Origin of the sequence: Methylobacterium sp. 13MFTsu3.1M2 (genome assembly GCF_900112625.1) — a bacterium.
In the GTDB taxonomy this organism is placed as follows: Bacteria; Pseudomonadota; Alphaproteobacteria; order Rhizobiales; family Beijerinckiaceae; genus Methylobacterium.
In genome coordinates, this window is record NZ_FOMM01000033.1 from 1 (window position 1) to 25419 (window position 25419).

Sequence of the window (25419 nt, forward strand, 5' to 3'; positions counted from 1 at the left end):
CCCTACGCGTGGACGCTGCACGACTACTCGCCGGTGTGCCACCGCAACCACCTGGTGCAGCCGGACGGGCGCTACTGCGGCCTGGCGCCGGTCACCGAGTGCCGGTCGTGCCTGGCGGTGGACGCGGACGGGTTCGAGGAGCCGGATCCGGGCGAGCGGCGGGCGGCGTTCGGGGCGTTCCTGGCGGGCGCCGCGCGGGTGTTCGCGCCGTCCTCCGACACGGCGGCCCGGATCCGGACGGTGTACCCGGATCTGTCGGTCACGGTGCGGCCGCACGTCGAGCCGGAGCGGTCGGTGCGCTCGACCGCCCTCCAGCGGCCCGGCCGAATCCGCCGCGTCGCCGTGCTCGGCGCGATCAGCGCCACGAAGGGCGGCCTGTTCCTGCAGGCGCTCGCCACCGACGCGCAGGACCGCGACCTGCCGCTGCACTTCGCGATCGTGGGCTACTCGGACCCGGCCCTGGCGATCGGCCTGGAGCGCGTCGGGGTCGCCCAGACCGGGCGCTATTCCGGGGACCACGAGGCCCTGGACCTGGTCTGGCGGCTCTCGGCCGACCTCGTGCTGCTGCCGGCGATCTGGCCCGAGACCTACTCGTACGCGCTGACCCTGGCGCTGCGCACCGGCCTGCCGGTGGCGGCCTTCGACCTCGGCGCGCCGGCCGAGCGGCTGCGCGCCTACCCGAACGGGCACCTGCTCCCCGGCGCGCTGGCCACCGACCCGGCCGCCTTCAACGACCGCCTGCTCGCCATCGACGTCTCGGCCGCGGGCCGGCTCACCGTGCCGATCCGGGCCGCCACCTACGGCGACCTGATGGGCGACTATTACGGCCTGGACCCGGCGCCGGCCGGGACCGGGCACCCCAGCGACGAGGACGCCGCATGATCTCCGTCAACGAGGACATGAAGCAGGAGATGCTGCGCCGCGGCATCTCGGTGCTGCACCCGGCCCCGTTCGGCCTGCCGGAGGATTGCGTCTTCGAGCCGCCGTGCAGCATCAAGTGGATGGGCGTCGATTACTGCCTCACCATGGGGGCGTTCTCGTACGCGGTCAGCGGCTACTATTTCGGCGCCGACATCGCCCGCTACTGCTCGATCGGCGAGAGCGTCCAGGTCGGGCGCGGCAGCCACCCGGTCCAGTGCGGCTCGACCTCGCCGCTGTTCTACACGCACCACTCGGCCGTGTTCGACCGCATCGACCCGCGGGCGGAGGATTACGAGATCTCCGGCCCGTATCTCTGGCCCAAGCGCGTGCGCATCGGCAACGACGTCTATATCGGCCACGGCGCCTTCCTGATGCCCGACATCACGATCGGCGACGGGGCGGTGATCGGCGCCATGGCGGTGGTGACCAAGGACGTGCCGCCCTACGCGATCGTGGCCGGCAGCCCCGCCCGGATCGTGAAGATGCGCTTCCCGGACGCGCTGATCGAGCGCTACCTGAAGGTGCAATGGTGGCGCTACGCCTTCTGGGACCTGCGCCAGTGCTCGATCACCGACCCGGAGACGTTCATCGACGCCGTCGAGGAGCGGATCGCCGGGGGCATGCAGGAATACCGGCCGGAGCTGATCCCGATCCGGTCGCTGGTGCCGGGCGCCTGAGCCCAGGCACCTGAGGCCGGGCGCCCGCCGGGACGCGCCGCGCGCCGGGACGCGCCGCGCGCCGGGGCGTCCGGGGCGGCACGCTCAGCCCGCCAGCACCCGCGCCGCCGCGTCGCCGAGGGCCCGCACGCCGAGGGCGAGGTCGGCGTCGCTGGTATCCTCCGCCCAGTGGTGGCTGATGCCGCCGATCGAGGGCACGAACAGCATCGCGGCCGGCAGGATCCGGGCGACGTTCTGGGTGTCGTGCCCGGCCCCCGACGGCATCACCTGCCACCCGCCGGGGCAGACGCTCTCGGCCGCCTCCGAGAGGGCGCGCATCAGGGCCGGGTCGCAGGGGGCGGGGATCGCCTTGGCCAGGGCCGTCAGCGTGGCCGGGCAGCGCTCGCGCCGGTTCGAGTCCCGCACCAGCGCCTCCAGGCAGGCCTCCATCCGCTCCAGCACGGGCATCGCCACGTCGCGGAACTGGAAATACACCTCGGCCCGCCCCGGGATGATGCTGAAGCCGCCGGGACCCAGGGTGATCCGTCCCGTGGTCCAGGTGCTGCGCGGCCCGCAGACCTTCGGGAATTCCCGGTCGATCGCCGCGAGCAGCCGCACCGCCGAGAGACCCGCGTCCCGGCGCTCCGCCATGGTGGTGCCGCCCGCGTGGTCCTGGTTGCCGGCGAAGTCGATCCGGAACTGCCAGATCGCCACGATGCCGCTCACCACGCCGAGATGCAGGCCGGCGGATTCGAGCTGCGTGCCCTGCTCGATGTGCATCTCGAGGAAGCCGCGGTAGCGGTCCGGGTCGAGCCGCGTCCGGGGCAGGCCGGCGAGGCCGGCGCTCGCGAGCGCGGCGCGGAGCGGCGTGCCGTCGGTGCGGTTGCGGGCCTCGTCGATCTCGGCCTCGGTCAGGTCGCCGATCGCCGAGCGGCTGCCCAGGAAGCCCCCCGAGAAGTGCCCCTCCTCGTCCGCGAAGGCGACGACGTCGACGGGCAGCCCGGCGCGGGCCAGCGCGACCCCGGCCACGACGCCCAGCGCCCCGTCGAGCCAGCCGGCCTCGTTCTGCGTCTCGATGTGGCTGCCGACCAGCAGGTGCGGGCCCGGCCCGCGGTGGCGCCCGAGCACGTTGCCGATCCCGTCGATGGAGGCCTCCAGGCCGCAGGCCTCGAGCCGGGCCATCAGCCAGCGCCGGGATTCCATGTCGTCGGCCGAGAAGGTCGGCCGGTGGACGCCGGTGCGGAACCGGCCGATCTCGCGCAGTTCGTACAGGTCGGCCAGGAAGGCCCGGGTGTCGATCGCGGTCATGGTGAGCCCAGGCGATGAGGCCAAGTGTTGAGGCCGAGTGTTGAGGCCGAGTGAGGCGGCCACGTGGAGAGGCCTCCGGCGGTGCAAGCCCCGTGCGGCCCGCTATTCCGCCGCCGCAGGTCTCGAGGCCGCGCCCTGCGCACCGCCCCCCGCGCCCTCCAGCCAGGCGGCGAGATCGGCCCGGGCCCGGTCGGTGAGCGCGCGCTTCTTCAGCGCCGCCTTCTCGGGTCCGCGCAGGCGCCGGCCGGTCTCGTTGCGGGGGGCCCGCTCGAGCGGCGGGAACAGGCCGAAATTCACGTTCATCGGCTGGAACGAGCGCGGGGCGTTGGCCTCCCCGTCCGCCATCAGGTGGCCGCCGGTGATGTGGGCGATGAGCGCGCCGAGGGCCGTGCTCTGGGGCAGGGGGGCGAGGGGGGCGCCGGCCGCCTCCGCGACGGCGAAGCGGCCGGCCATCAGCCCGACCGCGGCGCTCTCGACGTAGCCCTCGCAGCCGGTGATCTGCCCGGCGAAGCGCAAGGTCGGACGGGCCCGCAGCCGGAGGGTGGCGTCGAGGAGGCGCGGGCTGTCGAGGTAGGTGTTGCGGTGCAGGCCGCCGAGGCGGGCGAACTCGGCCCGCTCCAGGCCGGGGATCATGCGGAAGACCCGCACCTGCTCGGCGTAGGTCAGCTTCGTCTGGAAGCCGACCATGTTGTACAGGGTGCCCAGCGCGTTGTCCTGGCGCAGCTGCACGATCGCGCAGGGCTTGACCAGCGGGTCGCGGGGATTGGTGAGCCCCACGGGCTTCATCGGCCCGTGGCGCAGCGTCTCGGGGCCGCGCTCGGCCATGACCTCGACGGGCAGGCAGCCGTCGAAATAGGGCGTGCCCTCCCACTGCTTGAACCCGATCTTCTCGCCCGCCACGAGGGCGGCCACGAAGGCGTCGTACTGCTCCCGGGTCATCGGGCAGTTGAGGTAGTCCGCGCCCGTGCCGCCGGGTCCCGGCTTGTCGTAGCGGGACTGGAACCACGCCACGTCCATGTCGATCGAGTCGCGGTGGACGATCGGCGCGATCGCGTCGAAGAAGGCCAGCGACTCGGCGCCGGTGAGCCCGCGGATGCCCTCGGCCAGCGCCGGCGCGGTGAGCGGGCCGGTGGCGACGATGCAGGGCCCCCATTCCTCCGGCGGCAGGCCCTCGACCTCCCCGCGGACGAGGGTGACGTTCGGGTGCTGCTCCAGGGCCCGGGTCACCGCGGCGGAGAAGCCCTCGCGGTCGACCGCCAGCGCCCCGCCCGCCGGCACCTGGTTGGCGTCGGCCGCCCGCATGATCAGCGAGCTCAAGGAGCGCATCTCCTGGTGCAGCAGCCCGACGGCGTTGCCCTCCGGGTCGTCCGACCGGAACGAGTTGGAGCAGACGAGCTCGGCCAGCCCGTCGGTCCGGTGCGCCTCGGTGCCGCGCACCGGGCGCATCTCGTGGATCACGGCGCGATGCCCGGCTTCGGCTACCTGCCAGGCGGCCTCGGATCCGGCGAGGCCGCCGCCGACGATGTGGATGGTCTGTGTCATGTCCGAGAATAGCGAAGGACCGCCGTCCGGATCAACGGGCGGCGGTCCTTCGAGGCGTTCGTCTCGGGCGCTGTGACGCGGACGCGGGGATCAGACGCGGGCGACGCCGCGGATCTCGCTGCGGTTGATGCCGAGATCGGCAAGATCGCGGTCCGACAGGCGGGACAGCTGGGTGACGGTGTCGCGGTACCGGAGATAGGCGCGGACGCGGCTCAGGACGCTACGGGCGGCGGACATGGTGTGCTGTGACCTCTGCTCGGGCAGACGATGGCGCCCCATTGCGCATCGCTGCCTCTTGTTGGTGCAACGCACATATAATCGCGCCGCAGCGCAGCAGGAGTCGCAAGGTCAAGCACCAGACCTGCGAAAATCGCATAACCGGCTTAAGAAACCGGCAAGGTTTCCGGATGGTCATTCTTTGTGCGCATGCAGGGCGAAGAAGGGCCTTCCGCACGCGCGAAGGGCGCCCCGCCGGTCGGCGGGACGCCCTGCATGCCGTCTGACGAACTCGGACGGGGGCTCAGTAGAACGGGCGCGGCCCGTAGAAGCCGTAGGGCCGGTAGAAGGGCCGCGGCCGGTAGTAACCGCCGTACCCGCCGTAATAGACCGGGCGCCGCCAGTAGCCGTAGGGCCGAGGGCCCCAGTTCGGCCGGCAGATGCCCCACGGATTGGGATGGAAGCCGGGGCCGCAGCCCCCGGCCGCCTCGGCAGACCCCGCGAGCCCGAGGCCGCCGGCGATCGCGGCGGCCATCACGAGTGCCTTCGCGCGCGGTGCGCTCAGAATCGTCATGACTGGATCTCCTCAACGTTTCCGGCGGATCGGGAGCCGGTCGTTCGAGATTCGGTCCCGCCACCTGAACCGTCGCTGAGCCGTAGGTTGTGTCCGGTACAGGCCCGCGACGGCGCCGCGGCAACGCCGCTCGGAGCGCGAAGGTTGCACGCTCCGGGTCGCGGGCTCAGTGCAGCGAGGGCGTGCGCAGGAACCGCTCCCGATCCCCGGAGACGAGGGCGAGCTTCACGCCGCGCCCCTCCCGGCGGATCGTGAGGGGGACCCGCACCCCGGCCTCGCCCAGGGCCCAGACGCTCCGGAACAGGGCGGCGAGGTCGGCCACCGGCTCGCCGGCCACCGCCTCGATCACGTCGCCGGCCTGGAGGCCGCCGGTCTCGGCCGGGCCGTTATCGGCGAGGCCCATCACGACGATGCCCTCCTCGCTCTCGGTGGCGTAGAGGCCGAGCCAGGGGCGGGGCGGCCGGTCGGCCCGCCCGCGCGTGGCGAGGTCCTCGAGGATCGGCGTCAGCAGATCGATGGGCACGACCATGTTGATCGGCCGCGCCGCGCCGCCGCCGCCCTGCTGCAGCTGCAGCGAGCCGATGCCCAGCAGGTCGCCCTGGGGGCCGATCAGCGCGGTCCCGCCCCAGTGCGGGTGCGCGGGGGCGGTGAACAGGGCCTCGTCGAGGACGTACTCCCAGTAGCCGGCGAATTCCTGCCGGGCCACGACCTCGACGGCGACGCAGCGCTGGCGCCCGCCCGCCCCGGCCAGCACGGCCCGGTCGCCGGTCTTGAGTCCGGCCGAGTGGCCGAGCGGGAGGGCCGGCACGCCGAGATCGCCGAGCGCCTGGACCAGGCCGAAGCCCGTGGCGGCGTCGAAGCCGAGGACGTGGCCGGGCACCGAGCGGCCGTCCCGGGTGGTGAGCCAGACGCTCTCGGCCTCGGTGACGAGGTAGCCGATGGTGAGCACCAGCCCGTCCTCGCGGATCACCACGCCGTTGCCGGCGCGCTCGGTGCCGAGCGTCTCGGCCGTGAACGCGCTGTCCGGGATCCGCGCCGACAGGGCCAGGACCGCGGAGAGCGCCCGGTCGAGGTCGTAGCCGTAATCCGCGGGCCTGGGCTGGGCCTGCGCGGGGATCTTCCACTCGCCCTGCGTCGCCATGACAATCCTTCGGCTCGTCCGCCTGCGCTCCGGTCGGCCCCGGAGCCGCGCCATCGGCACACCATAGGATGTCCGCGCCGCCCGCGTCACCCGCGGCCGGCTGCGACCCGTGGCACGGGCCCGCCCGGGGCGGCCGGGTGCGGCCCGCGGCGGCACCGGCACAAAGAAAAACCGCCCGGCGGAGCCGGGCGGCGCGCCGTCCCGGAGGACGGCCTGTCGGAGATCCGGGAGCCCCCGCCGCGCGGCGGCGGGGAGCCCGGTGTCTCGGAAGGATCTCAGTACTTGCGGACCAGCGGCGCCGGGACCGGCGCGGCGGCCGGGGTCGGCGAGTAGAGCGGCACGATGAACCGGATCCAGCCGTCGGTGGAGTAGTTGTCGCGGGTGCGGCCGAACGCGTTGGTGTACTGCGCGCCGGTCACGACGTCGCGGGCAACGTAGGCCTGGACGGTGAAGATCTTGAAGTCGTAGCCGATGAGGCCGCCGAGGGCGAACCGGCCACGGTTCCCGGCCGCGGCGCTGGCCTGGCTGATGTCGAAGTTGTAGGTGCCGTAGGCGATCGGGCCGATCTCGAAGTTGCCGAACTTCTTGGTCGCCGTGAGGTCGAAGTTCAGGGCGTCCGACAGGCGGATCGGGCCGATGGCGGCGCCGACCTGGCCGGGGAAGCGGCCGGGCGAGTCGTAGATGTTGGCGGTCAGGTTGGCGGTGATGTTCCAGCCGTCACCCGTGTAGCTGCCGGCGATGCCGAAGCGGTAGGTGTTGGAGGAGAGCTGCGGCAGGACCGGGGTGGCCGTCGTGCCGTTCGCGGTGATGATCGAGCCGCGGTCGCCGTTCAGGTCGTTCAGGTAGGCGCCGCCGAGCAAGCTGACGCCGAAGTTGTTGCCGAGGTCGAAGGCCCAGATGCCGCCGACGAAGGTGCCGACGTTGATCGAGATGTCCTTGTTGCGCACGCCCGCCGGGTTGCGGGTGAAGGCGAACACGGTCGGGGGCGCCACGAGCAGCTCGACGCGGCCGCCGAACGGCACGAACGGGGTCGACCAGACCAGGACCGGGATGTTGACGGCCGTGTCGGGCGAGTTCGGCGCGTCGGTGCGGCGATAGGTGAACGTGTTGATCGCGTAGAGGCCTTCCGGCAGCGGCGCGCCGACGGCGAGGCCGACCTGCTCACCGGGAACCGTCGTGGTCTGCGCCTGCGCGATCGTCGAGGTCATGCCGACCGTGAGCGCGACCGTGCCGGCCGCGAGCCAGTTCTTCATCATTTTCTCATTCCTTCCCAAGGTCATACGGCGTCCGTCCCGCATTCGGCACTTCCCTGCCGGTCTGCTCGCCTATCGCGGCTGCCGGCTTCGGACCTGCCGAGCGCCCCCACGGAGCCTGCCCGTCTCAACGTCTGCGACTATTCTACAGAGACCTGCGGAAAGACAGTGGAATGCTCGCCGAAACGCCACAACCGGCCGAACCGTTGCGCAAAAGCCGCATTTTTGCGGCGATGCAACACTGTCCACAGACCCTGCTCGGATCGCGGTTTCGGCAAAATATCGTTGAACGGTCAAGCTGTTGCCGGCCCGGGCCGCGGGAGAATCCGGCAAAGGCGGGAAGGTGATCGGGCAGGCCGCCGGTCCGGACGCGCGGGCCGGGATCCGGCTCCGAGCCGGTCGGCGGCGGGTCCGGAGCCGGATCCGGCCGCTCGAATCACCGTCCGCGGGCGCGGGGTCCGGCCGAGACCCGGCAGAAACTGCCGCGCCGGCCCGGGAGCGGGTGATCCGTCGCGTCGGACCCGCGCCCGCACTGCAGGGGCGGGGGCGCGTCCGGCACGGTCGCCGGTGCGTGCGATGCCCGCCCCCGGACGGTCCGCCCCCTCCGCCGCCGCGCTACTCCGCGGCGCGGCCGCGGCTCGCGGGTGAGGCGGGCCGCCGCTCCAGCACCTCGCGCAGGAACCGGCCGGTATGGCTGGCCTTGGCGCGGGCGATCTCTTCCGGCGTGCCCTGCGCCACCACCCGGCCGCCGCCGTCGCCGCCCTCGGGACCCATGTCGATCACCCAGTCGGCGGTCTTGATCACTTCGAGGTTGTGCTCGATCACCACCACGGTGTTGCCCTGGTCGACCAGCTCGTGGAGCACCTCCATGAGCTTGGCGACGTCGTGGAAGTGCAGGCCGGTGGTCGGCTCGTCGAGGATGTAGAGGGTGCGGCCGGTGGCGCGCTTCGACAGCTCCTTGGAGAGCTTCACGCGCTGCGCCTCGCCCCCCGACAGGGTGGTGGCCTGCTGGCCGACATGGACGTAGTGCAGGCCGACCCGCTTCAGGGTCTCGAGCTTGTCGCGGATCGCCGGCACCGCCTTGAACAGCTCGGCCGCCTCCTCGACGGTGGAGTCGAGCACGTCGGCGATGGACTTGCCCCGGTACTTCACCTCCAGGGTCTCGCGGTCGTAGCGCTTGCCCTTGCAGACGTCGCAGGTGACGTAGACGTCCGGCAGGAAGTGCATCTCGATCTTGATGACGCCGTCGCCCGAGCAGGCCTCGCAGCGCCCGCCCTTGACGTTGAACGAGAAGCGCCCGGGCTGGTAGCCCCGCGCCTTGGCCTCCGGCAGGCCCGCGAACCAGTCGCGGATCGGCGTGAAGGCGCCGATATAGGTGGCGGGGTTCGAGCGCGGCGTGCGCCCGATCGGCGACTGGTCGATGTCGATGACCTTGTCGAGGTGCTCCAGCCCCTCCAGCCGCCCGTAGGGGGCCGGGTGCTCCAGGGCGCCGTTCAGCTTCTTGGCGACGGCCTTGTAGAGGGTGTCGATCACCAGGGTGGACTTGCCGCCCCCCGAGACGCCGGTGATGCACGTGAAGGTGCCGAGCGGGATCTCGACGTCCACGTCCTTGAGATTGTTGCCCCGCGCGCCGAACAGGCCGAGCTTGCCCTTCCGGCCCTTGCGGCGGGCGGTCGGGGTGCGCACCGCCATCGCGCCCGTGAGATACTTGGCGGTGAGCGAGGCGGGGTTCGCCAGCACCTCCGCGGGGGTGCCCTGCGCGATGATCTCGCCGCCGTGGATGCCGGCGCCCGGGCCGACATCGACCACGTAATCGGCCTGCAGGATCGCGTCCTCGTCGTGCTCGACCACGATCACCGAGTTGCCGAGGTCGCGCAGGCGCTTGAGCGTGCCGAGCAGCCGCTCGTTGTCGCGCTGGTGCAGGCCGATCGAGGGCTCGTCCAGCACGTAGAGCACGCCGGTCAGGCCGGAGCCGATCTGCGAGGCGAGGCGGATGCGCTGGCTCTCGCCGCCCGAGAGCGAGCCGGAGCCGCGGGCGAGCGTCAGGTATTCCAGGCCGACATCCACCAGGAAGCTCAGCCGGTCGCGGATCTCTTTCAGGATCCGGACCGCGATCTCGTTCTGCTTCGCGGTCAGCTTCCCAGGCAGGTCCGAGAACCAGCGATGCGCCTCGGAGACCGAGAGGGCGGTCACGTCGGCGATGTCCGCCATGGCGACCTTCACGGCCAGAGCCTCGGGCTTCAGCCGCTTGCCGCCGCAGGCGGCGCAGGGCGTCTCGCTCATGAAGCGCCCGATCTCCTCGCGCACGGCGTCCGAGTCGCTCTCCTTGTAGCGGCGCTCCAGGTTCGGGATCACGCCCTCGAAGGGCTTGTTGACCGTGTACTTGCGCAAGCCGTCGTCGTAGGCGAAGCGCACCGCCTGCTTGCCCGAGCCGTAGAGCACGATGGCGCGGGCCGTCTCCGACAGGCTCTGCCAGGGGACGCCCGTCTTGAAGCCGAAATGCTCGGCGAGCGCCTCGAGCGTCTGGCCGTAATAGGGCGAGGTCGACTTCGCCCAGGGGCCGACCGCGCCGCGCTTCAGGCTCAAGCCAGGGTCGGAGATCACCAGCTCGGGGTCGATCCGCATCTCGTGGCCGATGCCGCTGCAGGTCGGGCAGGCGCCGAACGGGTTGTTGAACGAGAACAGCCGCGGCTCGATCTCCGCGATGGTGAAGCCCGAGACCGGGCAGGCGAAGCGCGACGAGAAGGTGACGGTCCGCGGCGCCTCGCCCTCGGGGGCGTCGGCGAACACGATCTCGGCGACGCCGTCGGCGAGTTCCAGCGCGGTCTCGAAGGATTCGGCGAGCCGCGAGCCGATATCGGCCCGGACCACGATCCGGTCCACCACCACGTCGATGTCGTGCTTGAACTTCTTGTCGAGCTTGGGCACGTCGTCGATGGCGTAGTATTCGCCGTTGACGCGCAGCCGCTGAAAACCCTTCTTCTGGTATTCTGCGATTTCCTTGCGGTACTCGCCTTTCCGCCCGCGGACCACGGGCGCGAGCAGGTAGAGCCGGGTCTTCTCCGGCAGTTCCAGCACCCGGTCGACCATCTGCTGGACGGTCTGGCTCTCGATCGGCAGGCCGGTGGCCGGCGAGTAGGGGATGCCGACCCGCGCCCAGAGCAGGCGCATGTAGTCGTAGATCTCGGTCACCGTCCCCACGGTCGAGCGGGGGTTCTTCGAGGTGGTCTTCTGCTCGATCGAGATCGCCGGCGACAGCCCGTCGATCTGGTCGACGTCGGGCTTGGACATCATCTCCAGGAACTGGCGGGCGTAGGCCGAGAGCGACTCGACGTAGCGGCGCTGCCCCTCCGCGTAGATCGTGTCGAAGGCGAGCGACGACTTGCCCGAGCCCGAGAGCCCGGTGAAGACCACGAGCTTGTCCCGCGGGATGGTCAGGTCGACGTTCTTGAGATTGTGCTCCCGGGCGCCGCGGATCGCGATGACCCGCCGGTCCTCGACGGGGGCCGGCGCGGCGTCGAACAGGGCCTCCAGCTTGGCGTCGATGGCGGCTTCGGTCCGGGCCGCGGGCGCTTCGCCCTTCGCGCGGACCGGTTTGGGCAGGGCTGCCTTCGTTGAGCCTGCCTTCGTCGAGGCTGCCTTGAGGGGCGTCTTGGGAGCGGCTTTGGCGGCGCCGGCGCGGCTTGCGACACGACTTCCAGCTTGGGCTTTGGCCATGAGGGCGGCGGTCTTTCGAGGCGTCGACGCGGTCAGAGTCGGATTTCGCGCGCGGGCCAGCCGCCGCACTGGCCTCATGTCGAGCCCGAGGGGGCTCACGGCAAGATGCGGCCGGCGGGACGCAGGCCCGTCATGCGCCGCCCTTGCTAGAACGAAACGCGTACGTCGGCAACCGCTCGGTGAACGCGCCGCCGTCTCCGCGGGCGCAGCGCGGCGGCCCCGATGGCGCCACACGGACGAGGCGCGCGCCGGGCTCCCTCCGCTGCGCGGGACGACGCGGTGCAGCCGACGGCCGCGATCAGAGTCCGGCGGCCCCAGGTTCGCCGTACCTTGATTCGCCAAATTTCGGGATCCGCCAAACCTCGGGTTTCGCCAAACCTTGGCCCACCTTCGGTGTTGCACCGCGGGGGCTGAGATCCACGTCGCCGAATCCCGCCCTCAGATCCACATCCCGACCCGTATCGATGCCAGCGCTCGACCTGACCGCTCCGGTCGCCATCCCCGGGGCCGACGACCGGACCGCGGCCCGGCAGAGGCTGTCCACCCGGCTGTTGTTCCTGATCGTCGGCCTCGCCAACGCCACCTGGGCGCCCCTGGTGCCGCTGGTGAAGGACCGCGCCGGCCTCGACGCGGCGGGGCTCGGCCTGCTGCTCCTCACCTTCGGCGTCGGCTCGATCCTGGCGATGCCGAGCGCCGGGGCCGCGGCCGCGCGGCTCGGCTTCCGGCCGGTCCTGCTCGCCGGCACGCTCGCGATCGGCCTCGCCCTGCCGGTGCTGGCCGTGGGCTCCGGGCTCGTGCCGCTCACCGGGGCGCTGCTGCTGTTCGGGGCCGGGATGGGGGCGGTGGACTGCGTCATGAACCTGCAGGCCGTCGCGGTGGAGCGCGCCGCCGGGCGCCCGATGATGTCGGGCTTCCACGGCCTCTACAGCCTCGGCTGCATCCTGGGGGCGCTGCTGGCCAGCGTCCTGATGGGCACCGGCCTGGGCGCCGGCTGGAGCGTGCTGATCCTGGTCGCCGGCATCGTGGCCCTGTTCGCGGCCGCCTGGCCGGGCATCCTTCCGGCCGGCGGGACAGGGGGAAGCGGCGGGCCCGCCTTCGCGCTGCCCCGCGGCCCGGTGCTGGTGCTGGGCCTGCTCTGCTTCGTGGTGTTCCTGACCGAGGGCTCGGCCCTCGACTGGAGCGCGGTGTTCCTGATCCAGCAGCGCGGGCTCGATCCGGCCTGGGCGGCGCTCGGCTACGCTTCCTTCTCGGTCACCATGACGGCCGGCCGGCTCGGCGGGGATGCGATCGTGGCCCGCCTCGGCCGGCGGCCCGTGGTGATCCTCGGCGGCCTGCTGGCGGCGGCCGGCCTCGCGCTCTCGGTCGTCATCCCGGCCTGGGAGGCGGCGCTCGCCGGCTACGCCCTGGTCGGGGCGGGCTGCGCCAACATCGTCCCGGTCCTGTTCACGGCGGCGGGGCGCCAGACCGCGATGCCCGCGCGCGTGGCGGTGCCGGCGGTGACGACGCTGGGCTATGCCGGGGTGCTGGCGGGGCCCGCGCTGATCGGCTTCGCCGCGCAGGCGCTCGGCCTGCCCGCGTCCCTGCTGATCGTGGCGGCGCTGCTCCTCGGCGTGGCGGCGGCCGGCCGGTCCCTGCGGGTGTGACCCCTCACGCCTCGGCGTTGCGCGCCATGAAGGTGGCGGGCGTCCCGTCCTCCGGGTTCACGAAGACGATGTCGGTCGGCGCCCGCCGGGGCGTGTCGATCGACAGGAACACCACCGGGTCCCCGGGCTCGAGCGCCGGCATCGCGTGGACCGTGCCCTTCTCGAAGAACAGGAGCTGGCCCGGGCCGAACGCCGTCTCGGCGGCCGGATCGCCCAGCCAGACCCGGCCCCGGCCCGAGAGGCAGTAGAGGTACTCGTCGCAGGTGGCGTGATAGTGCGGCGGGGTCGGCCGGTAGATCCGGAACACCCGGGCGCTCGCCGCCTCCCGGTCGGTCAGGTAGGTGTCGACCAAGAGGGTCTCGGCGCTGTCGGGCAGACCCGCCGCCAGCGCCGTCACGTCGAAGAGGCCGGTCCCCGCCGCGTCCGCCATCACGTCCTCCTCAATCGGAAAACCCTTCGAGCACGATCTTCCCCCTGGCGCGCCCGCTCTCGACCAGCGCGTGGGCGCGCCGCAGGTTCGCGGCGTCGATCCGCCCGTAATGCTCCCCCAGGGTGGTGCGCAGGCGCCCGGAATCAACGAGGCGGGATATCTCGTCGAGGAGCGCCCCCTGGGCGGCGATGTCGGCGGTGGCGAACATCGAGCGGGTGAACATGAACTCCCAGTGGAGCGACAGGCTCTTGCGCTTGAGGAGCCCGACGTCGAGGCGCTCCGGATCGTCGATCAGGGCGAGGCGGCCCTGCGGGGCGATCAGCTCCACGATCGCGGCGAGGTGGGCGTCGGTGCTGGTCGTGGAGAAGACGAGGCCCGGCGCGCCGATCCCCAGGGCCGCCACCTCCGCCGCCAGGGATCTGGAATGGTCGACCACGTGGTGGGCGCCGAGGTCCCGGCACCAGGCCGCCGTCTCAGGCCGCGACGCGGTGGCGATCACGGTGAGGTCGGTGAGTTCCCGGGCGAGCTGGATCGCCACCGAGCCGACGCCCCCCGCGCCGCCGACGATCAGGATCGCCGGGGCCGCGCCCGGCACCGGCTTGTCCCCGTCGAGCCGGTCGAACAGGGTCTCCCAGGCGGTGATCGCGGTGAGCGGCAGGGCGGCGGCCTGCGCCCAGTCGAGGCTCTCCGGCTTGTGCCCGACGATGCGGGCATCGACGCAATGGTATTCGGCGTTCGTCCCCGGCCGGGTGAGGTCGCCCGCGTAGAACACCGCGTCGCCCGCGGCGAAACCCTGGACCTCCGCGCCGGCGGCGACGACGGTGCCGGCCGCGTCCCAGCCGAGCACCTTGGTGCCGCCTTCCTCCGGCTCGGCCCGCCGCCGGACCTTGGTGTCGACCGGGTTCACCGAGACCGCCTCGACCTTCACCAGCAGGTCGCGCGGGCCGGGCTCGGGCTGGGGCAGGTCGAGGTCGACCAGGGCCTCGGGATCGGTGATCGGCAGGGACTTGCGGTAGCCGACGGCGCGCATGGTGATCTCCTCGGAGTGTCGCCGCAGGAGATGCCGCCCGCCTTCACGGGCCGCAAGTACGCACATAAAACGCCACTAGTGCCGGAAATGATACCGTCGGAGACAGCCCATGCCCCGCACCCGCCGCCACACGGGCGCCTGCAGCCCCGGCTGCGCCGTCGAGGCGACGCTCCGGCTCATCGACGGCAAGTGGAAGGGCGTGATCCTCTACCACCTGCTGGAGGGGACCCTGCGCTTCAACGAGATCCGGCGGCGCCTCGCCAGCGTGACCCAGCGCATGCTCACCAACCAGCTGCGCGAAATGGAATCCGACGGCCTGATCACCCGGACGGTCTACGCTGAGGTTCCTCCGAAGGTGGAATACAGCCTGACCGAGCGGGGGCGGTCCCTCGATCCGGTCATCCGCGCGCTGAAGACCTGGGGTGATCTGCACGCGGAATTGGCAGATACGACTCAAAACGCCGCCTGATTGGGCAAACCGGTGCCGAATATGGGCGCGACCACATAACCGGATCTTTATGACTTGGCCGGAAGGTGGCGCATCTCCCGCCGGACGGTTCCAGAACTTCCGATGCCGATCCTCGCCTCGCTCCGCGCCCGCATCCTGGCGGTGGCGCTCGCCCCGTGCCTCGCCTTCGCGGGGGCGGCGGGCCTCGCCGTGTCGGACCAGTGGGCGCGCCGCGCCGAGATGGGCCGGGTGGAGGGCCTGGTCGGCCTCGCCTCCCGGATCAGCGCCTTCGTGCACGAGGCCCAGCGGGAGCGCGGCGCCTCGAGCCTGTTCCTGGGCGCGAAGGGCGCGCAGTTCGGCCCGGAACTGGCGGCCCAGCGCGTGCGCACCGACGCGGCTCTCGCCGGGCTTCCCGAGGCCATGAAGGCCGCGACGGGCTTCGGGCCGGTCTTCCAGGCGCGCGGTGAGGGCTTCGCGCGGGCGCTCACCGGGCTGGCCGCGCAGCGCCGGGCGGTCGACGCCCTGACGGCGGCCCCGCCGCAGGCCGTGGCCTACTACACGGGCCTGATCGGGGAGGGGCTCGGCCTGGTGCGGGCCATGGGCGGCGCGATCGACGAGGCCGGCCTCGCCGCCCGGGCGAACGCCTACGCGGCCTTCCTGGCGCTGAAGGAGGCCGCCGGCCAGGAGCGGGCCGCCGCCTCGGCAGTCTTCGCCTCCGGCACCCTCGACCTCGCGGCCGCCCGCCGCCTCGCGACCCTCGCGGCCGACCAGGCGACCTATGCCGGCCTGTTCCGGGCCGGCGCCGAAGCGGGGCAGGCGAGCCTGCTCGACGCCGCGGAGGCGACCGAGCCGTCCCGCGCGGTCGCCCGCCTGCGCGCGGGCGTGCAGGAGACGATGCCGGGGACGCCCCCGGCCTTCCGCGACGCGCCGGGGTGGTTCCGCCTCGCCACGCAGCGGATCGACGCCCTCAAGGGCGTGGAGGATCGGCTCACCGCCGACCTGGTGGCGGCCGCGGGGGCGGCGCACGCCCGCGCCGAGCGGATGCTGGCCCTCTGGGCCGCCGGCGGGCTCGCCCTGTTCGCCCTCTCGGCCGGCCTCGCGGTCTGGCTCGGCACGGCCATCGCCCGGCCGCTCTCCCGGATGGCCGGGGTGCTGACCGCGATCGGCCGGGACGCGGGCACGGCCGACCTGACCATCCCGACCGGCGGGCCGCGCGAGGTCCGGGCGATCGCCGCGGCCGCCCTGGCGTTCCGCGACAGCGTCGCCGAGCGCCGGGCGGCCCGGGCCGCGCAGGAGCGGCTCGCCGCCGAGACCGCGGCGGCCCAGCGCGCGGCCGCCCTCGGCCTCGCCGACAGCTTCGAGCGCCAGGTCGGCGGGATCGTCGAGGCCGTCTCGGCGGCGGCGGCCCAGCTGGAGGCCTCCGCGCACGGGATGGCGCGGGCCGCCCAGGACACGACCGATCTGAGTCGGGCGGTGGCGGTGTCGGCCGATTCGGCCGCCCGCTCGGCCGACACGGTGGCGGCGGCCACCGAGGAGCTCACCGCCTCGGTCCGGGAGATCGGCGTGCAGGTCGGGTCCTCGGCGGACCTCGCGGCGAACGCCACGCGGAGCGCCGACGGCATGGCCGGGGAAGTCCACCGCCTCGCCCAGGCGGCCGGCAGCATCGGGGAGATCGTCGCGATCATCTCGCAGATCGCCGGCCAGACCAACCTGCTGGCGCTCAACGCCACCATCGAGGCGGCCCGCGCCGGGGAGGCCGGCCGCGGCTTCGCGGTGGTGGCCGCCGAGGTCAAGACGCTCGCGGAGCAGACCGCCAGGGCCACCGAGGAGATCGCCGGCAAGGTCGCGGAGATCACCGGATCGACCGAGGCCTCGGTCCGGTCGATCGGCGGCATCACGGCGGTGATCCGCGACCTCGCGCGGATCGGCGCCGAGATCGCCGCCATGGTCGAGCAGCAGGGCGCGGCCACCGCGGAGATCGCCCGGACCACCGCGCAGACCTCGCAGGACACACGCGGCGTCTCGGGCCACATGGCGGGTGTCGGCGCGGCGGCCGGCACGGCGAGCCAGGGCTCCGCCCAGGTGCTGCGGGCGGCCGCCGACCTGTCCCGGCAGGCGGGCGACCTGCGCGGCGCCGTCGAAGGCTTCCTGGCCCGGGTCCGCGCGGCCTGAAGAGAGGCTTCCGGCGGGTCGAGCCCCCTGGCGGCGTCGGGAACCGTCTCGGCGCGAGGCGGCCCGGGAATCCGATGACGGGCTTGCGGCCGCCACGACACGCCGCGCTCCCTGGGCGGCACGGCGATCCAGGGCTTCGAGGCCGAACGCGCCGACCGCCACGAAGGCTCCGCGCCGGCCGCGAGAGGGCACGGGGACGGTGCACGCCCGGAACCCCGGGGCTTCAGCGCGGGATCCGGGCCGGATCACCTCCCGGTTTCCGGCCCCGTCGAGAATCAGTCGGGAATCGCGAAGCCGATCGACAGACACAGGGCCGCGACGGCCGTCAGGGCCATGGCGGCCTGACGGACCTGACGCCAGCGCGCGCTGCGCGCGCGCTCCTCCGGGCTGGCGCCGAGCTGGAGCTCGTCGTCGAAGCCCGTCACGAAGGATTCGAAACTCGGGAAGGCGCGCCGCGCGAGCCAGATCCACACGCCGACGGCGATCAGGCCGAGGACCCAACCGCCGTAGGTAAACGCATCGTCCAACATCCGGCGCAGCCCTCGAGACGACGCCCCCCTCGCGACTTATTCTACGGGAAGTTGCGAAGATTGCCTAGGCGGAAGAAGGGCTTCCGGTGGCGGTTCCGTGTTTCCGAACGTGTCTCGCCGGGACCGATCGGGTGCCGGTCCGGCCGCGTCCCCGTCGGGTTCCTGTCGCTCCCCTGTCAGTCTCTCGCGCGGCCGAGGGCGTAGAGGGTGATGGCGGCGGCGTTCGAGACGTTGAGGCTGCGGATCGCGCCCGAGAAGGGGATCCGGGCCAGGACGTCGCAGCAGCCCCGGGTCCGCTCGCGCAGGCCCTTGCCCTCGGCGCCCAGCACGATCACCAGCGGCCGCGCGATCGTCAGCGCGTCGAGGCTCTCGGGCGCGTCCGAATCGAGGCCGACCCGGGTGAAGCCGCGCTCGCCCAGGGCGATCAGGGCCTCGGCGAGGTTCCGGACGGTCACGAAGGGCACGTGCTCCAGGCCGCCGGAGGCGGATTTCGCCAGGACTCCGGTGGCGCCCGGCGCGTGGCGCGCCGTGGTGACGATCCCGGCGACCCCGAAGGCCGCGGCGGTGCGCACGATCGCCCCGACATTGTGCGGGTCCGTGATCTGGTCGAGCGCCAGCAGCAGCGCGTCGGCGGGCAGGTCGTCGAGGCCGGGCGCGGGCAGGGGCTCGGCCTCCAGGTACAGGCCCTGATGGACGGCGTCCGGGCCGAGCAGGCGGCCGATGTCGCTCGGCCGCACCAGCTCCGGGGTGATCCGCACGGCGCCGCCGAACTCGGCCTCCAGCCGCGCGGCCGCGTTCTCGGTGGCGAGCAGCCGGTGCAGGCCGCGCTGGGCGTTGCCCAGGGCCTGCACCACGGGATGCCAGCCGTAGAGCACGGTCGGCCCGTCGCCGCCCTCCTCCCACGGGCGGGACGCCCCGCCCGGGCGACCTCCGGACCGGGGGGCGGGGCGCCGGGGCCCGTGCGGGCGGGGCCGGGCGGGGCGGCCGCCGGGCGGCCGGGCGTCGTCGCGGCGATCCGTCATCGGGCCGCGATCGGCGAAGGGGCCCTGGGTCGGGCGAGGCTGGGCCGGGCGAGGCTGGGTCGGGCGAGGCTGGGCCAGACGAATTCGGGCAAGGGGGGCATCGGCGCGCTCTTCTCTGAGGGCCCTGTCGGAAGGAGCCGAGAAACCGGGCGGGATCGCGCGCGTCAAGCCGGCATCACACCGGGAACTCCCGGCAGCCCTCGGGGATCCAGGGCCAGGACGATCGACGGAGCGCGCCGGCACGGCACCGGATTCCGTCGCCGACCCGTCAAGTCGGGACGGTCCTCCCGCGTAGGAATGTGGAAAACGAACTCATATTCCCTTTGTGACCTGTGCATGTGCGGGCGCGACACGGTCGTTCTTCAGAACGAACGGGCTGGTCCGCAGTAGGAAGATTATCTGGACGAATCTCTCAGAGAGTCAGTTCAGCAAGTTATATGGGGTGGCGAATTCCGCATCTGTGCCAGGGGCTTGGCCTGCATTCGCGCATTCGACTCTGCGCCGGCCCGCATCGGACTCTGCGTCGCGGCGTATCCGATTCTGCGCCCGGACGGCCGGTCGGCGTATCGGAATCTGCGCGGCGGCGTATCCGATTCGGCGCGAATCCGGGCCCGGAGCGGTGAATAACGGGGACGGACACCGAGCGGTCCCGCGTATCGAACTCTGCGTGGGATCGCCGGGGGAGCGGGTCCCGTATCGAACTCTGCGCGTGCCGGCCCGGGAGCCGGCCGTGAAGGGAGCAGTGTCGGCCCGCTTTCGGGCGCGTCCCCGCGACCGGGGAAGCGTGGATTGCCGGGACAAGGCCGATCGGACGGGGGCCGCGGCGGGCGAATCGTGGCATGGCAGGATCGGGCCGTCCGTCCGCCTGGCGGATCGACGGCCCGTGTACCGCGGGCCGAGGGGCGATGAGCATCGAGGAGAAGATCGCCGGGATCCACGACCCGGACCTGCGGGCCGAGATCGAGGCGGCGCGCGGCGGCTTCCTGTTCGCGCAGATCGTCGAGCACGTGCTGCACCGTCAGCGCGAGCGCGACGCACAGGCCGCCCTCCTGGGGGAGGAGGAGAGCCGCCGGGCCGGGCTGTCCCGCGACCAGCGCCGCCGCGACGCGGTGCGCCTCGTGATCGAGAACGAGCCGGCCGTCCCGTCGAGCCTCCAGCACATCCACTCGGTCCTGGCGCTGTGCGGCCTGCCCTACCGGGACCCCGGGCCGGTGCGGGAATTCTCCCGCAGCTACGGCCGCAACTCGCTCAACCTGATCGCCGGCCGGATCAAGGACCCGGAGACCGGCGCCTTCGAGCCCCAGGGGCTGCCCTACGGCCCGAAGGCCCGGCTGGTGCTGCTGCACCTCTGCACCGAGGCCGTGCGCCAGCGCAGCCCCACCGTGAAGGTGGCCGAGACCCTGTCGGGCTTCATGCGGGAGATGGGCTTCGCGGTCACGGGGGGCGAGCGGGGCACCATCCGCCAGTTCAAGGAGCAGCTGAACCGGCTGGCCGCCTGCTCCATGCAGATCGGCCTCTGGGACGGGCGCGACAGCGCGACCACCCTCAACGTGCCGCCGTTCCGCAGCCTGGAATTGTGGCGCCCCCGCGCCGGGGAGGGGGACGACGAGGCCGGCCGCACGGTGCGCTTCGATCCCGAATTCTACGAGACCCTGATCCGGCACGCCCTGCCGGTGGACCTGCGGGCGGCCCGGGCCTTCTCGGGCTCGGCGCGCAAGCTCGACCTGCTGTTCTGGACCGGCTACCGCCTGCGGTCCCTGCAGCGGCCGCTCCGCCTGACCTGGGCCAACCTCCACGCGCAGTTCGGGGCCGAGAACGCCTCGATCCGCAGCTTCCGCCAGGCGTTCAAGGCCGATCTCGCGCATCTGCGCGAGGTGTTTCCGCGGCTGCCGCTGGTGCTCGACGACGGCGGGCTGACCCTGCACCCGGCCGATCCCAGCACGCTGCTCGTGCCGCCTCGCCCTGCGGCTAAGGGAATACGGAAACGCCTCAAGGAATAGAACAGGGATCGTTGCCTCTCATTCCCTCAGGGAATGGCGGCCTGACGGAATATGTGACGGTGGCTATTCCCTGAATGGCGCGGAATGAGATATGTGTTCCGTCCGCCTGGAAGGAACATCACGTGGCCCTGTCGGATTCCGAGATCGCGGCGCGGCTCGCCGCGCTGCGACGCCAGCGCGAGGCGCTCGATCGGGAGATCGCCGATCTCGTCCTCTACCAGGAACTCGGCCGCCGGCTCGCGGCCGGCGGAGCGGACGCGCGGCCGGACCCGGCCCCGAAGCCCGATCCGCCGGCAGGGCCACGCCGAGACCCGGCCGACGAGCCGCCGCGGGGGCGGGACGTACGGGACGTCCTAGAGGCCCGGTCCGGATCGCTTGCCGACGCGGCGGGCGCGGCCCCCGGGCACTGGGGCGCGCGGGCCGGTCCGGCGGCGCGGTCCGCGGGGGCGCCCGGTCCCGTCGGCGCCGCCGGACCGATCCCGCCGGCGATCGCCTTCACGGAGGACGCCGCCGGCGCCCGCCGCTACGGCCGGGCCTTGGTGCAGGCGGCCTGCGCGGCGATCGCGCGGGCGGGCCGGCCGCTGCACGCGGCCGAGATCCTGGAGGTGCTCGCCGGGCAGGGCTTCACCCTTCCCGGCCGGGATCCGGTGGCGGCCCTGAACACGCGCCTGTGGAAGCGGTCCGGGCCGGGCGGCCCCCTGAACCGGGTCGCCGAGGCCACCTACGCCCTGGCATCCATCCCGGGATCCGCCCCGGCATGGCCGGGGCCGGAGCCCGCCTGAGGGGCGCCGGTCACGAAGACGTGAGGCCGGACCCCGCCGGCTCCCCCATATTGGGGGGCGCCGCGACGGGCGATCTGCTTGGCTGCGCGCCGGCAGACGGCGTCCCGGCCGGGGAGGACGTGCATGGACAGGATCGGCCGTGATCGGATGATCGGGCGGGCGCGATGACCGCGGCGCTCGCCGCGCCGGCCACGCAGGTCTGCGCCTTCATGCTCGGCTGCGCGCTGATCCACGTCGCCCGCGCCCACGCCGATCTGATCACGCGGCTCCTCGCCGTCACGGCGGTCGGCGCGGCCGTGCTGGTGCTTCTCGTCGCTTCCCTCGACGACGCGCCGGAAGGCGGAACCTTCGACGAGGTCACCGTCTACGCGGCCTCCTGATCCGGCCGCCCGATCCGGCCGCTTGGCCCATCAGGGGCCGCTCAGTTGACCAGGCAGAAGCCCTGACCGGTGCCGATCCGGCGCTCCTGCGCGCACCAGGGCTTGGACGCGCCGGGGCCGGTCGCCGGAACCTTCAGGCTGGCGGTCGTCTGCGCGGGGTCGGCGGCGGTGCCGCGGAGGGTGAGGCTGCCGACGGGCACCCGGCCGGGCGCGGGCCGGAGCGCGACCGGATCGGGGCCGGCCTCCGCTCGCGATCCCGGCGCGACCGCGCCGTCCGGTGCCGGGAGCGCGGGGCTCGCCGCCACCGGTTGCACCGGGTCGGGCGGGCTCAGGGTCGCGAGGCCGGGCATGTCCTGCGCCGCCGCGGCGCCGCACAGGACCAGGCAGGCGGCCGAGGCCGCGAGGAACCTGATCATCGACGAAGCTCCTGACGAGAACCATTCCGCCGGCCGGTCCCGCGGGCCGGACCTGCCGTGAGGCTGAGTCTGGCCTCCCGCTCGTTAAAGGGGCGCGAAGATTCAGGATTAACCGGTTTTGAAGATCGCCGTCTCCCCGGAGGCGGACAGCCTTGACGGCCCGCGCGGCGGGCCGCCGTCGTCCGGGAATGGAGGCCCGGCGACCGGGTGCGGACGCGGCGCGGAGCCGCTCCCGATCGCGCCGGGAACGGCTCCGCGCCGTCGTTTCGGGCCGTCGGTTCGGGCCGTGTCGCCGCGAACCGCCCCGCGTGGGCGGCGCGCCCTCCGCCCGACGGGTCTCGCCGCCGGCGGAGGGCGCCAGGGTCCTCAGTGCGCCGGGGCCGCCACCGCGGCGGCGAGCCGGTCGTGCGGGACACCCGACCCGCCCACCACCGCGATCCGGCTGCCGCCGGCGCTGCGCCGGCTCGCCCAGTCGCCGATCATCTCCAGGCAGGTGTGGTCGATGGCCGCGAGGTTGTCGGTGGCGAGGCGGACCTCGCCGCCCGCGGGGGTCCGCTCCAGGGCCGCCGTGAGGCTCGGCAGCTGCAGGAAGGTCGCCGCCCCCGACAGGCGCAGCTCCGGCACGCCGGGCACTTCGGGGGCCGCCGCGTGCTCGATCCGGAGCCGTCCCTTGCGCAGGCTCGGCAGGGCCTGGATCAGGCTCAGGGCGAGGCCGGTGAGCACCCCGGTGAGCAGGTCCACCGCCACCACGGTGGCCATCGTGGCGAGCCAGATCGCCGCGGTCAGCCAGCCGTAGCGGGCCTGCAGGTGCAGGGCGTGGGCCGGGCTCGCCAGCCGCCAGCCGGTGACCACCAGGATGCCGGCGAGGCTCGCGGTCGGCACCAGGGCCAGCAGCCAGGGCAGCACCAGCAGGAACGCCAGGATCCAGGTCCCGTGCATCACCGTGGCGGCGCGGCTGACGGCGCCCGCCTGCACGTTGGCCGACGAGCGCACGATCACCCCGGTCATCGGCAGCGCGCCGGCGAGCCCGCAGATCAGGTTGCCGATGCCCTGCGCGCCGAGTTCCCGGTTGAACTGGGTGCGGGGACCGTCGTGCATCCGGTCGACGGCGGCCGCCGAGAGCAGGCTCTCGGCGCTGGCGATCACCGCGATCACCAGGGCCATGATCAGGATCTCGGCCTCGGCGAGGCGCGCCCAGGATTCGGCCGCCGGCAGGGCGAGGCCGGAGAACAGGGCCTCCGGCACCGCCACGCGCTTGACGGCGAGATCCCCGAATCCCGCCACGAGGCTGCCCGCCAGCACGCCGACGAGCGCCCCGGGCAGGAGCCGGAGCCGCGCCGGGCGCAGCCGCTCCCAGGCGATCATCGCCGCGATGGTGATCCCGCCGACGATCACGGCCCCGGTGCGGTCGCCCGTGCCGCTGACGAAGTTGAAGAACGCGGCCGGGATCGCCACGAGGTTGTCGAGGCCGCTCGCCCGGGGGAGGGCGTCGGTCAGGACGTGGATCTGGGCCAGCACGATCAGGATCCCGATGCCGGCCAGCATGCCGTGCACCACGGCCGGCGAGATCGCCCGGAACCAGCCGCCGACCCGCAGGGCGCCGGCGACGAGCTGGACGAGGCCCGCCACCACCAGGACGGGACCCAGGGCGTCGAGACCGTGCGCCTGCACGAACCCGTAGACGATCACGGCGAGCCCGGCGGCGGGCCCGCTGACCTGGAGCGGCGAGCCGGCGAGGAGGCCGACCACGATGCCGCCGACGATGCCGGTGATGAGGCCGCGCTCCGGCGGCACGCCGGACGCGATGGCGATGCCCATGCACAGGGGCAGCGCCACCAGGAAGACCACCACGGAGGCGGGCAGGTCCCGGGCGAGGCTCGCCCGGACGGCGCCGTCCGGGGCGAGGGCGCTCTGCAGGCTCGTGGTCAGGCGGCCGGGGGCGCGCATGGTCAGGCCGCCTGCAGGCGGCTGCTGGCGGAGGAATCCTGCGCCACGGGCATGTCGGCCCCGGCGATCGGCCGGAATTGCCCGCTCGCGCCGTCGTAGGCCAGGAGGGCACCGGTCTCGATCTCGAAGAACCAGCCGTGCAGCCGCAGGGATCCCTTGGCCAGGGCGGCGGCGACGCTCGGATGGGTGCGCAGATTGGCGAGCTGGACCACCACGTTCTCCAGGGCCAGGGCGTGGTGGCGGGCCTGGGCGTCCATCCCCTCGGGATAGGCCTCGCAGACGATCCGCTCGGCGGCCTCGGCGTGGCGCAACCAGGCCGCGACGCTGGGCATCCGCTTGAGCAGGTCCCGGTTCATCAGCCCCTTCATGGCGCCGCAATCCGAGTGGCCGCAGACCACGATGTCGCGCACGCCGAGGGCCACCACGGCGTACTCGATCGCCGAGGAGACGCCGCCGACCACGTCGGAGGCCGGGGGCACGATGTTGCCGGCGTTGCGGCAGACGAACAGGTCTCCGGGTCCCGCCTGGGTGATGTGCTCGGGCGAGACCCTGGAATCCGCGCAGGCGATGATCAGCGCGCTCGGGTGCTGACCGTCGCGCACCAGCTGCTGGTACATCTGCCGCTGGCCGGGGAAGACGCTGCCCTGGAAGCTGGCGATGCCCTGGATGAGGTTGTTCATGAAGGGTCCCTGAGGCCGGGAGAACCGGAAGGCGAGAACGGGGAAGGGCGATGCGCCGGAGCGCGCAGCGGTGTTCGGTCGGCTCCGCCCGGCCGGAGGGGCCGGGCGGCGGGTCTCGGTGTCGGGTGACGTGTCGGGTGTCGCGTCGGAGGCCCGGCCTCCGACGTCTCAGCGACGGACCCGGCGGCGCTCCGCGGTTCCGGAGGCCCAGTGCGGGTCGACGACCTGGCCGCGCGCCACGGTGGCCCCGGCCCTGTCGTGAATCATCGGCGCCCCGAGGAGCTGCCCGGACCCGGAGCGCTGCGAGTGCAGCGAGCGCGGGTCGTGGTGCGGGTCGTTGATGTAGGAGCTCATGTGGCCGCCGCCGGCGGCCTGACGGCTCCCGCCGCCGCCTTCGCCCGCCTGCGCCGCCAGGGGCGCTCCGAGGATCCCGGCCAGGAGGGCGAGGCCGAAGGCGGGACCGGCCGCGCGGCCGCGAACCGAGAGATGTCGGGACTGGGTGCGGGACTGGATCATGACGTTTCCTCGCTGTTCGACTTGTGGCGAGGGACACCGCATCCCTGCCGATAAGTCGACCCTAGTCTACATTTTCGGAATAGCGTGTGCGCATC

The 25419-nt window shown here is 73.2% G+C and carries 22 protein-coding genes and 1 pseudogene; 8 read left to right on the top strand and 15 right to left on the bottom strand.

Annotated elements, in window-relative coordinates:
* Positions 1 to 882: pseudogene (locus BM314_RS26180) on the top strand (glycosyl transferase); the annotation flags it as partial.
* Positions 879 to 1598, top strand: coding sequence for a CatB-related O-acetyltransferase (locus tag BM314_RS31315; protein ID WP_042671319.1), 720 nt, complete (start codon positions 879 to 881; stop codon positions 1596 to 1598). The pseudogene BM314_RS26180 and the gene BM314_RS31315, both read left to right, overlap by 4 nt.
* 84 nt (positions 1599 to 1682) lie before the next feature.
* On the opposite strand, the gene BM314_RS26190 is transcribed toward BM314_RS31315, so the two are convergent.
* The 7 genes from BM314_RS26190 to uvrA form a co-directional block, all read right to left on the bottom strand.
* Positions 1683 to 2885, bottom strand: a complete 1203-nt coding sequence (locus tag BM314_RS26190; protein WP_091981277.1) for a Zn-dependent hydrolase — start codon at positions 2883 to 2885, stop codon at positions 1683 to 1685.
* Positions 2886 to 2987: 102 nt separating this feature from the next.
* The gene (gene trmFO / locus BM314_RS26195; RefSeq protein ID WP_042671323.1) at positions 2988 to 4427 is read right to left on the bottom strand and encodes a methylenetetrahydrofolate--tRNA-(uracil(54)-C(5))-methyltransferase (FADH(2)-oxidizing) TrmFO; all 1440 of its coding nucleotides are present in this window, start codon (positions 4425 to 4427) and stop codon (positions 2988 to 2990) included.
* A gap of 90 nt (positions 4428 to 4517) precedes the next feature.
* Positions 4518 to 4664, bottom strand: coding sequence for a DUF1127 domain-containing protein (locus BM314_RS26200; protein ID WP_020095497.1), 147 nt, complete (start codon positions 4662 to 4664; stop codon positions 4518 to 4520).
* 283 nt (positions 4665 to 4947) lie between these two features.
* Positions 4948 to 5217, bottom strand: a complete 270-nt coding sequence (locus BM314_RS26205) for a GCG_CRPN prefix-to-repeats domain-containing protein (protein ID WP_020095498.1) — start codon at positions 5215 to 5217, stop codon at positions 4948 to 4950.
* Positions 5218 to 5383: 166 nt separating this feature from the next.
* The gene (locus BM314_RS26210) at positions 5384 to 6358 is read right to left on the bottom strand and encodes a S1C family serine protease (RefSeq protein ID WP_020095499.1); all 975 of its coding nucleotides are present in this window, start codon (positions 6356 to 6358) and stop codon (positions 5384 to 5386) included.
* 275 nt (positions 6359 to 6633) lie between these two features.
* Complete coding sequence (locus BM314_RS26215; RefSeq protein ID WP_020095500.1) at positions 6634 to 7614, bottom strand: transporter; 981 nt, start codon at positions 7612 to 7614, stop codon at positions 6634 to 6636.
* Between the two features lie 612 nt (positions 7615 to 8226).
* Positions 8227 to 11328, bottom strand: coding sequence for an excinuclease ABC subunit UvrA (gene uvrA, locus BM314_RS26220; protein WP_091981279.1), 3102 nt, complete (start codon positions 11326 to 11328; stop codon positions 8227 to 8229).
* 464 nt (positions 11329 to 11792) lie between these two features.
* Between uvrA and BM314_RS26225 the strand changes: the two genes are divergently transcribed.
* Positions 11793 to 12971 (top strand): MFS transporter, encoded by a 1179-nt coding sequence (locus tag BM314_RS26225; protein WP_091981281.1) that lies wholly within the window; start codon positions 11793 to 11795, stop codon positions 12969 to 12971.
* 4 nt (positions 12972 to 12975) lie between these two features.
* On the opposite strand, the gene BM314_RS26230 is transcribed toward BM314_RS26225, so the two are convergent.
* Both BM314_RS26230 and BM314_RS26235 read right to left on the bottom strand, forming a co-directional pair.
* Complete coding sequence (locus BM314_RS26230) at positions 12976 to 13401, bottom strand: cupin domain-containing protein (protein ID WP_042671331.1); 426 nt, start codon at positions 13399 to 13401, stop codon at positions 12976 to 12978.
* Between the two features lie 10 nt (positions 13402 to 13411).
* Positions 13412 to 14431 carry a zinc-binding alcohol dehydrogenase family protein gene (locus BM314_RS26235; protein ID WP_091981283.1) on the bottom strand — a complete coding sequence of 340 codons (1020 nt, stop codon included), beginning with the start codon at positions 14429 to 14431 and terminating at the stop codon, positions 13412 to 13414.
* 109 nt (positions 14432 to 14540) lie between these two features.
* Here BM314_RS26235 and BM314_RS26240 point away from each other — a divergent pair, with 109 nt between their 5' ends.
* Positions 14541 to 14900, top strand: coding sequence for a winged helix-turn-helix transcriptional regulator (locus tag BM314_RS26240; RefSeq protein WP_042671335.1), 360 nt, complete (start codon positions 14541 to 14543; stop codon positions 14898 to 14900).
* A gap of 102 nt (positions 14901 to 15002) precedes the next feature.
* Positions 15003 to 17051 (top strand): methyl-accepting chemotaxis protein, encoded by a 2049-nt coding sequence (locus tag BM314_RS26245; protein ID WP_091981285.1) that lies wholly within the window; start codon positions 15003 to 15005, stop codon positions 17049 to 17051.
* Positions 17052 to 17326: 275 nt separating this feature from the next.
* On the opposite strand, the gene BM314_RS26250 is transcribed toward BM314_RS26245, so the two are convergent.
* Positions 17327 to 17581: a hypothetical protein gene (locus tag BM314_RS26250; protein ID WP_026605300.1), complete on the bottom strand. Its 255-nt coding sequence runs from the start codon at positions 17579 to 17581 to the stop codon at positions 17327 to 17329.
* A gap of 176 nt (positions 17582 to 17757) precedes the next feature.
* A complete protein-coding gene (locus BM314_RS26255) occupies positions 17758 to 18603 on the bottom strand; it encodes a TrmH family RNA methyltransferase (protein WP_083916122.1) in 846 nt (281 codons plus the stop codon).
* A gap of 905 nt (positions 18604 to 19508) precedes the next feature.
* Here BM314_RS26255 and BM314_RS26260 point away from each other — a divergent pair.
* From BM314_RS26260 to BM314_RS26270, 3 genes are all read left to right on the top strand, one after another.
* Positions 19509 to 20603, top strand: a complete 1095-nt coding sequence (locus BM314_RS26260; RefSeq protein WP_091677303.1) for a replication protein RepA — start codon at positions 19509 to 19511, stop codon at positions 20601 to 20603.
* A 122-nt stretch (positions 20604 to 20725) separates the two neighbouring features.
* Positions 20726 to 21385 (top strand): hypothetical protein, encoded by a 660-nt coding sequence (locus tag BM314_RS26265; protein ID WP_091981287.1) that lies wholly within the window; start codon positions 20726 to 20728, stop codon positions 21383 to 21385.
* Between the two features lie 164 nt (positions 21386 to 21549).
* Positions 21550 to 21765: a hypothetical protein gene (locus BM314_RS26270; protein ID WP_042674410.1), complete on the top strand. Its 216-nt coding sequence runs from the start codon at positions 21550 to 21552 to the stop codon at positions 21763 to 21765.
* 41 nt (positions 21766 to 21806) lie between these two features.
* On the opposite strand, the gene BM314_RS26275 is transcribed toward BM314_RS26270, so the two are convergent.
* From BM314_RS26275 to BM314_RS26290, 4 genes are all read right to left on the bottom strand, one after another.
* On the bottom strand, positions 21807 to 22181 hold the full coding sequence (locus BM314_RS26275; RefSeq protein WP_091926290.1) for a hypothetical protein: 375 nt from the start codon (positions 22179 to 22181) through the stop codon (positions 21807 to 21809).
* Positions 22182 to 22547: 366 nt separating this feature from the next.
* Positions 22548 to 24128, bottom strand: a complete 1581-nt coding sequence (locus tag BM314_RS26280) for a SulP family inorganic anion transporter (protein WP_244540042.1) — start codon at positions 24126 to 24128, stop codon at positions 22548 to 22550.
* A 2-nt stretch (positions 24129 to 24130) separates the two neighbouring features.
* Positions 24131 to 24808, bottom strand: coding sequence for a carbonic anhydrase (locus tag BM314_RS26285; protein WP_020095513.1), 678 nt, complete (start codon positions 24806 to 24808; stop codon positions 24131 to 24133).
* Between the two features lie 168 nt (positions 24809 to 24976).
* Positions 24977 to 25324: a hypothetical protein gene (locus BM314_RS26290; protein ID WP_244540043.1), complete on the bottom strand. Its 348-nt coding sequence runs from the start codon at positions 25322 to 25324 to the stop codon at positions 24977 to 24979.
* Between the last annotated feature and the right edge of the window lie 95 nt (positions 25325 to 25419).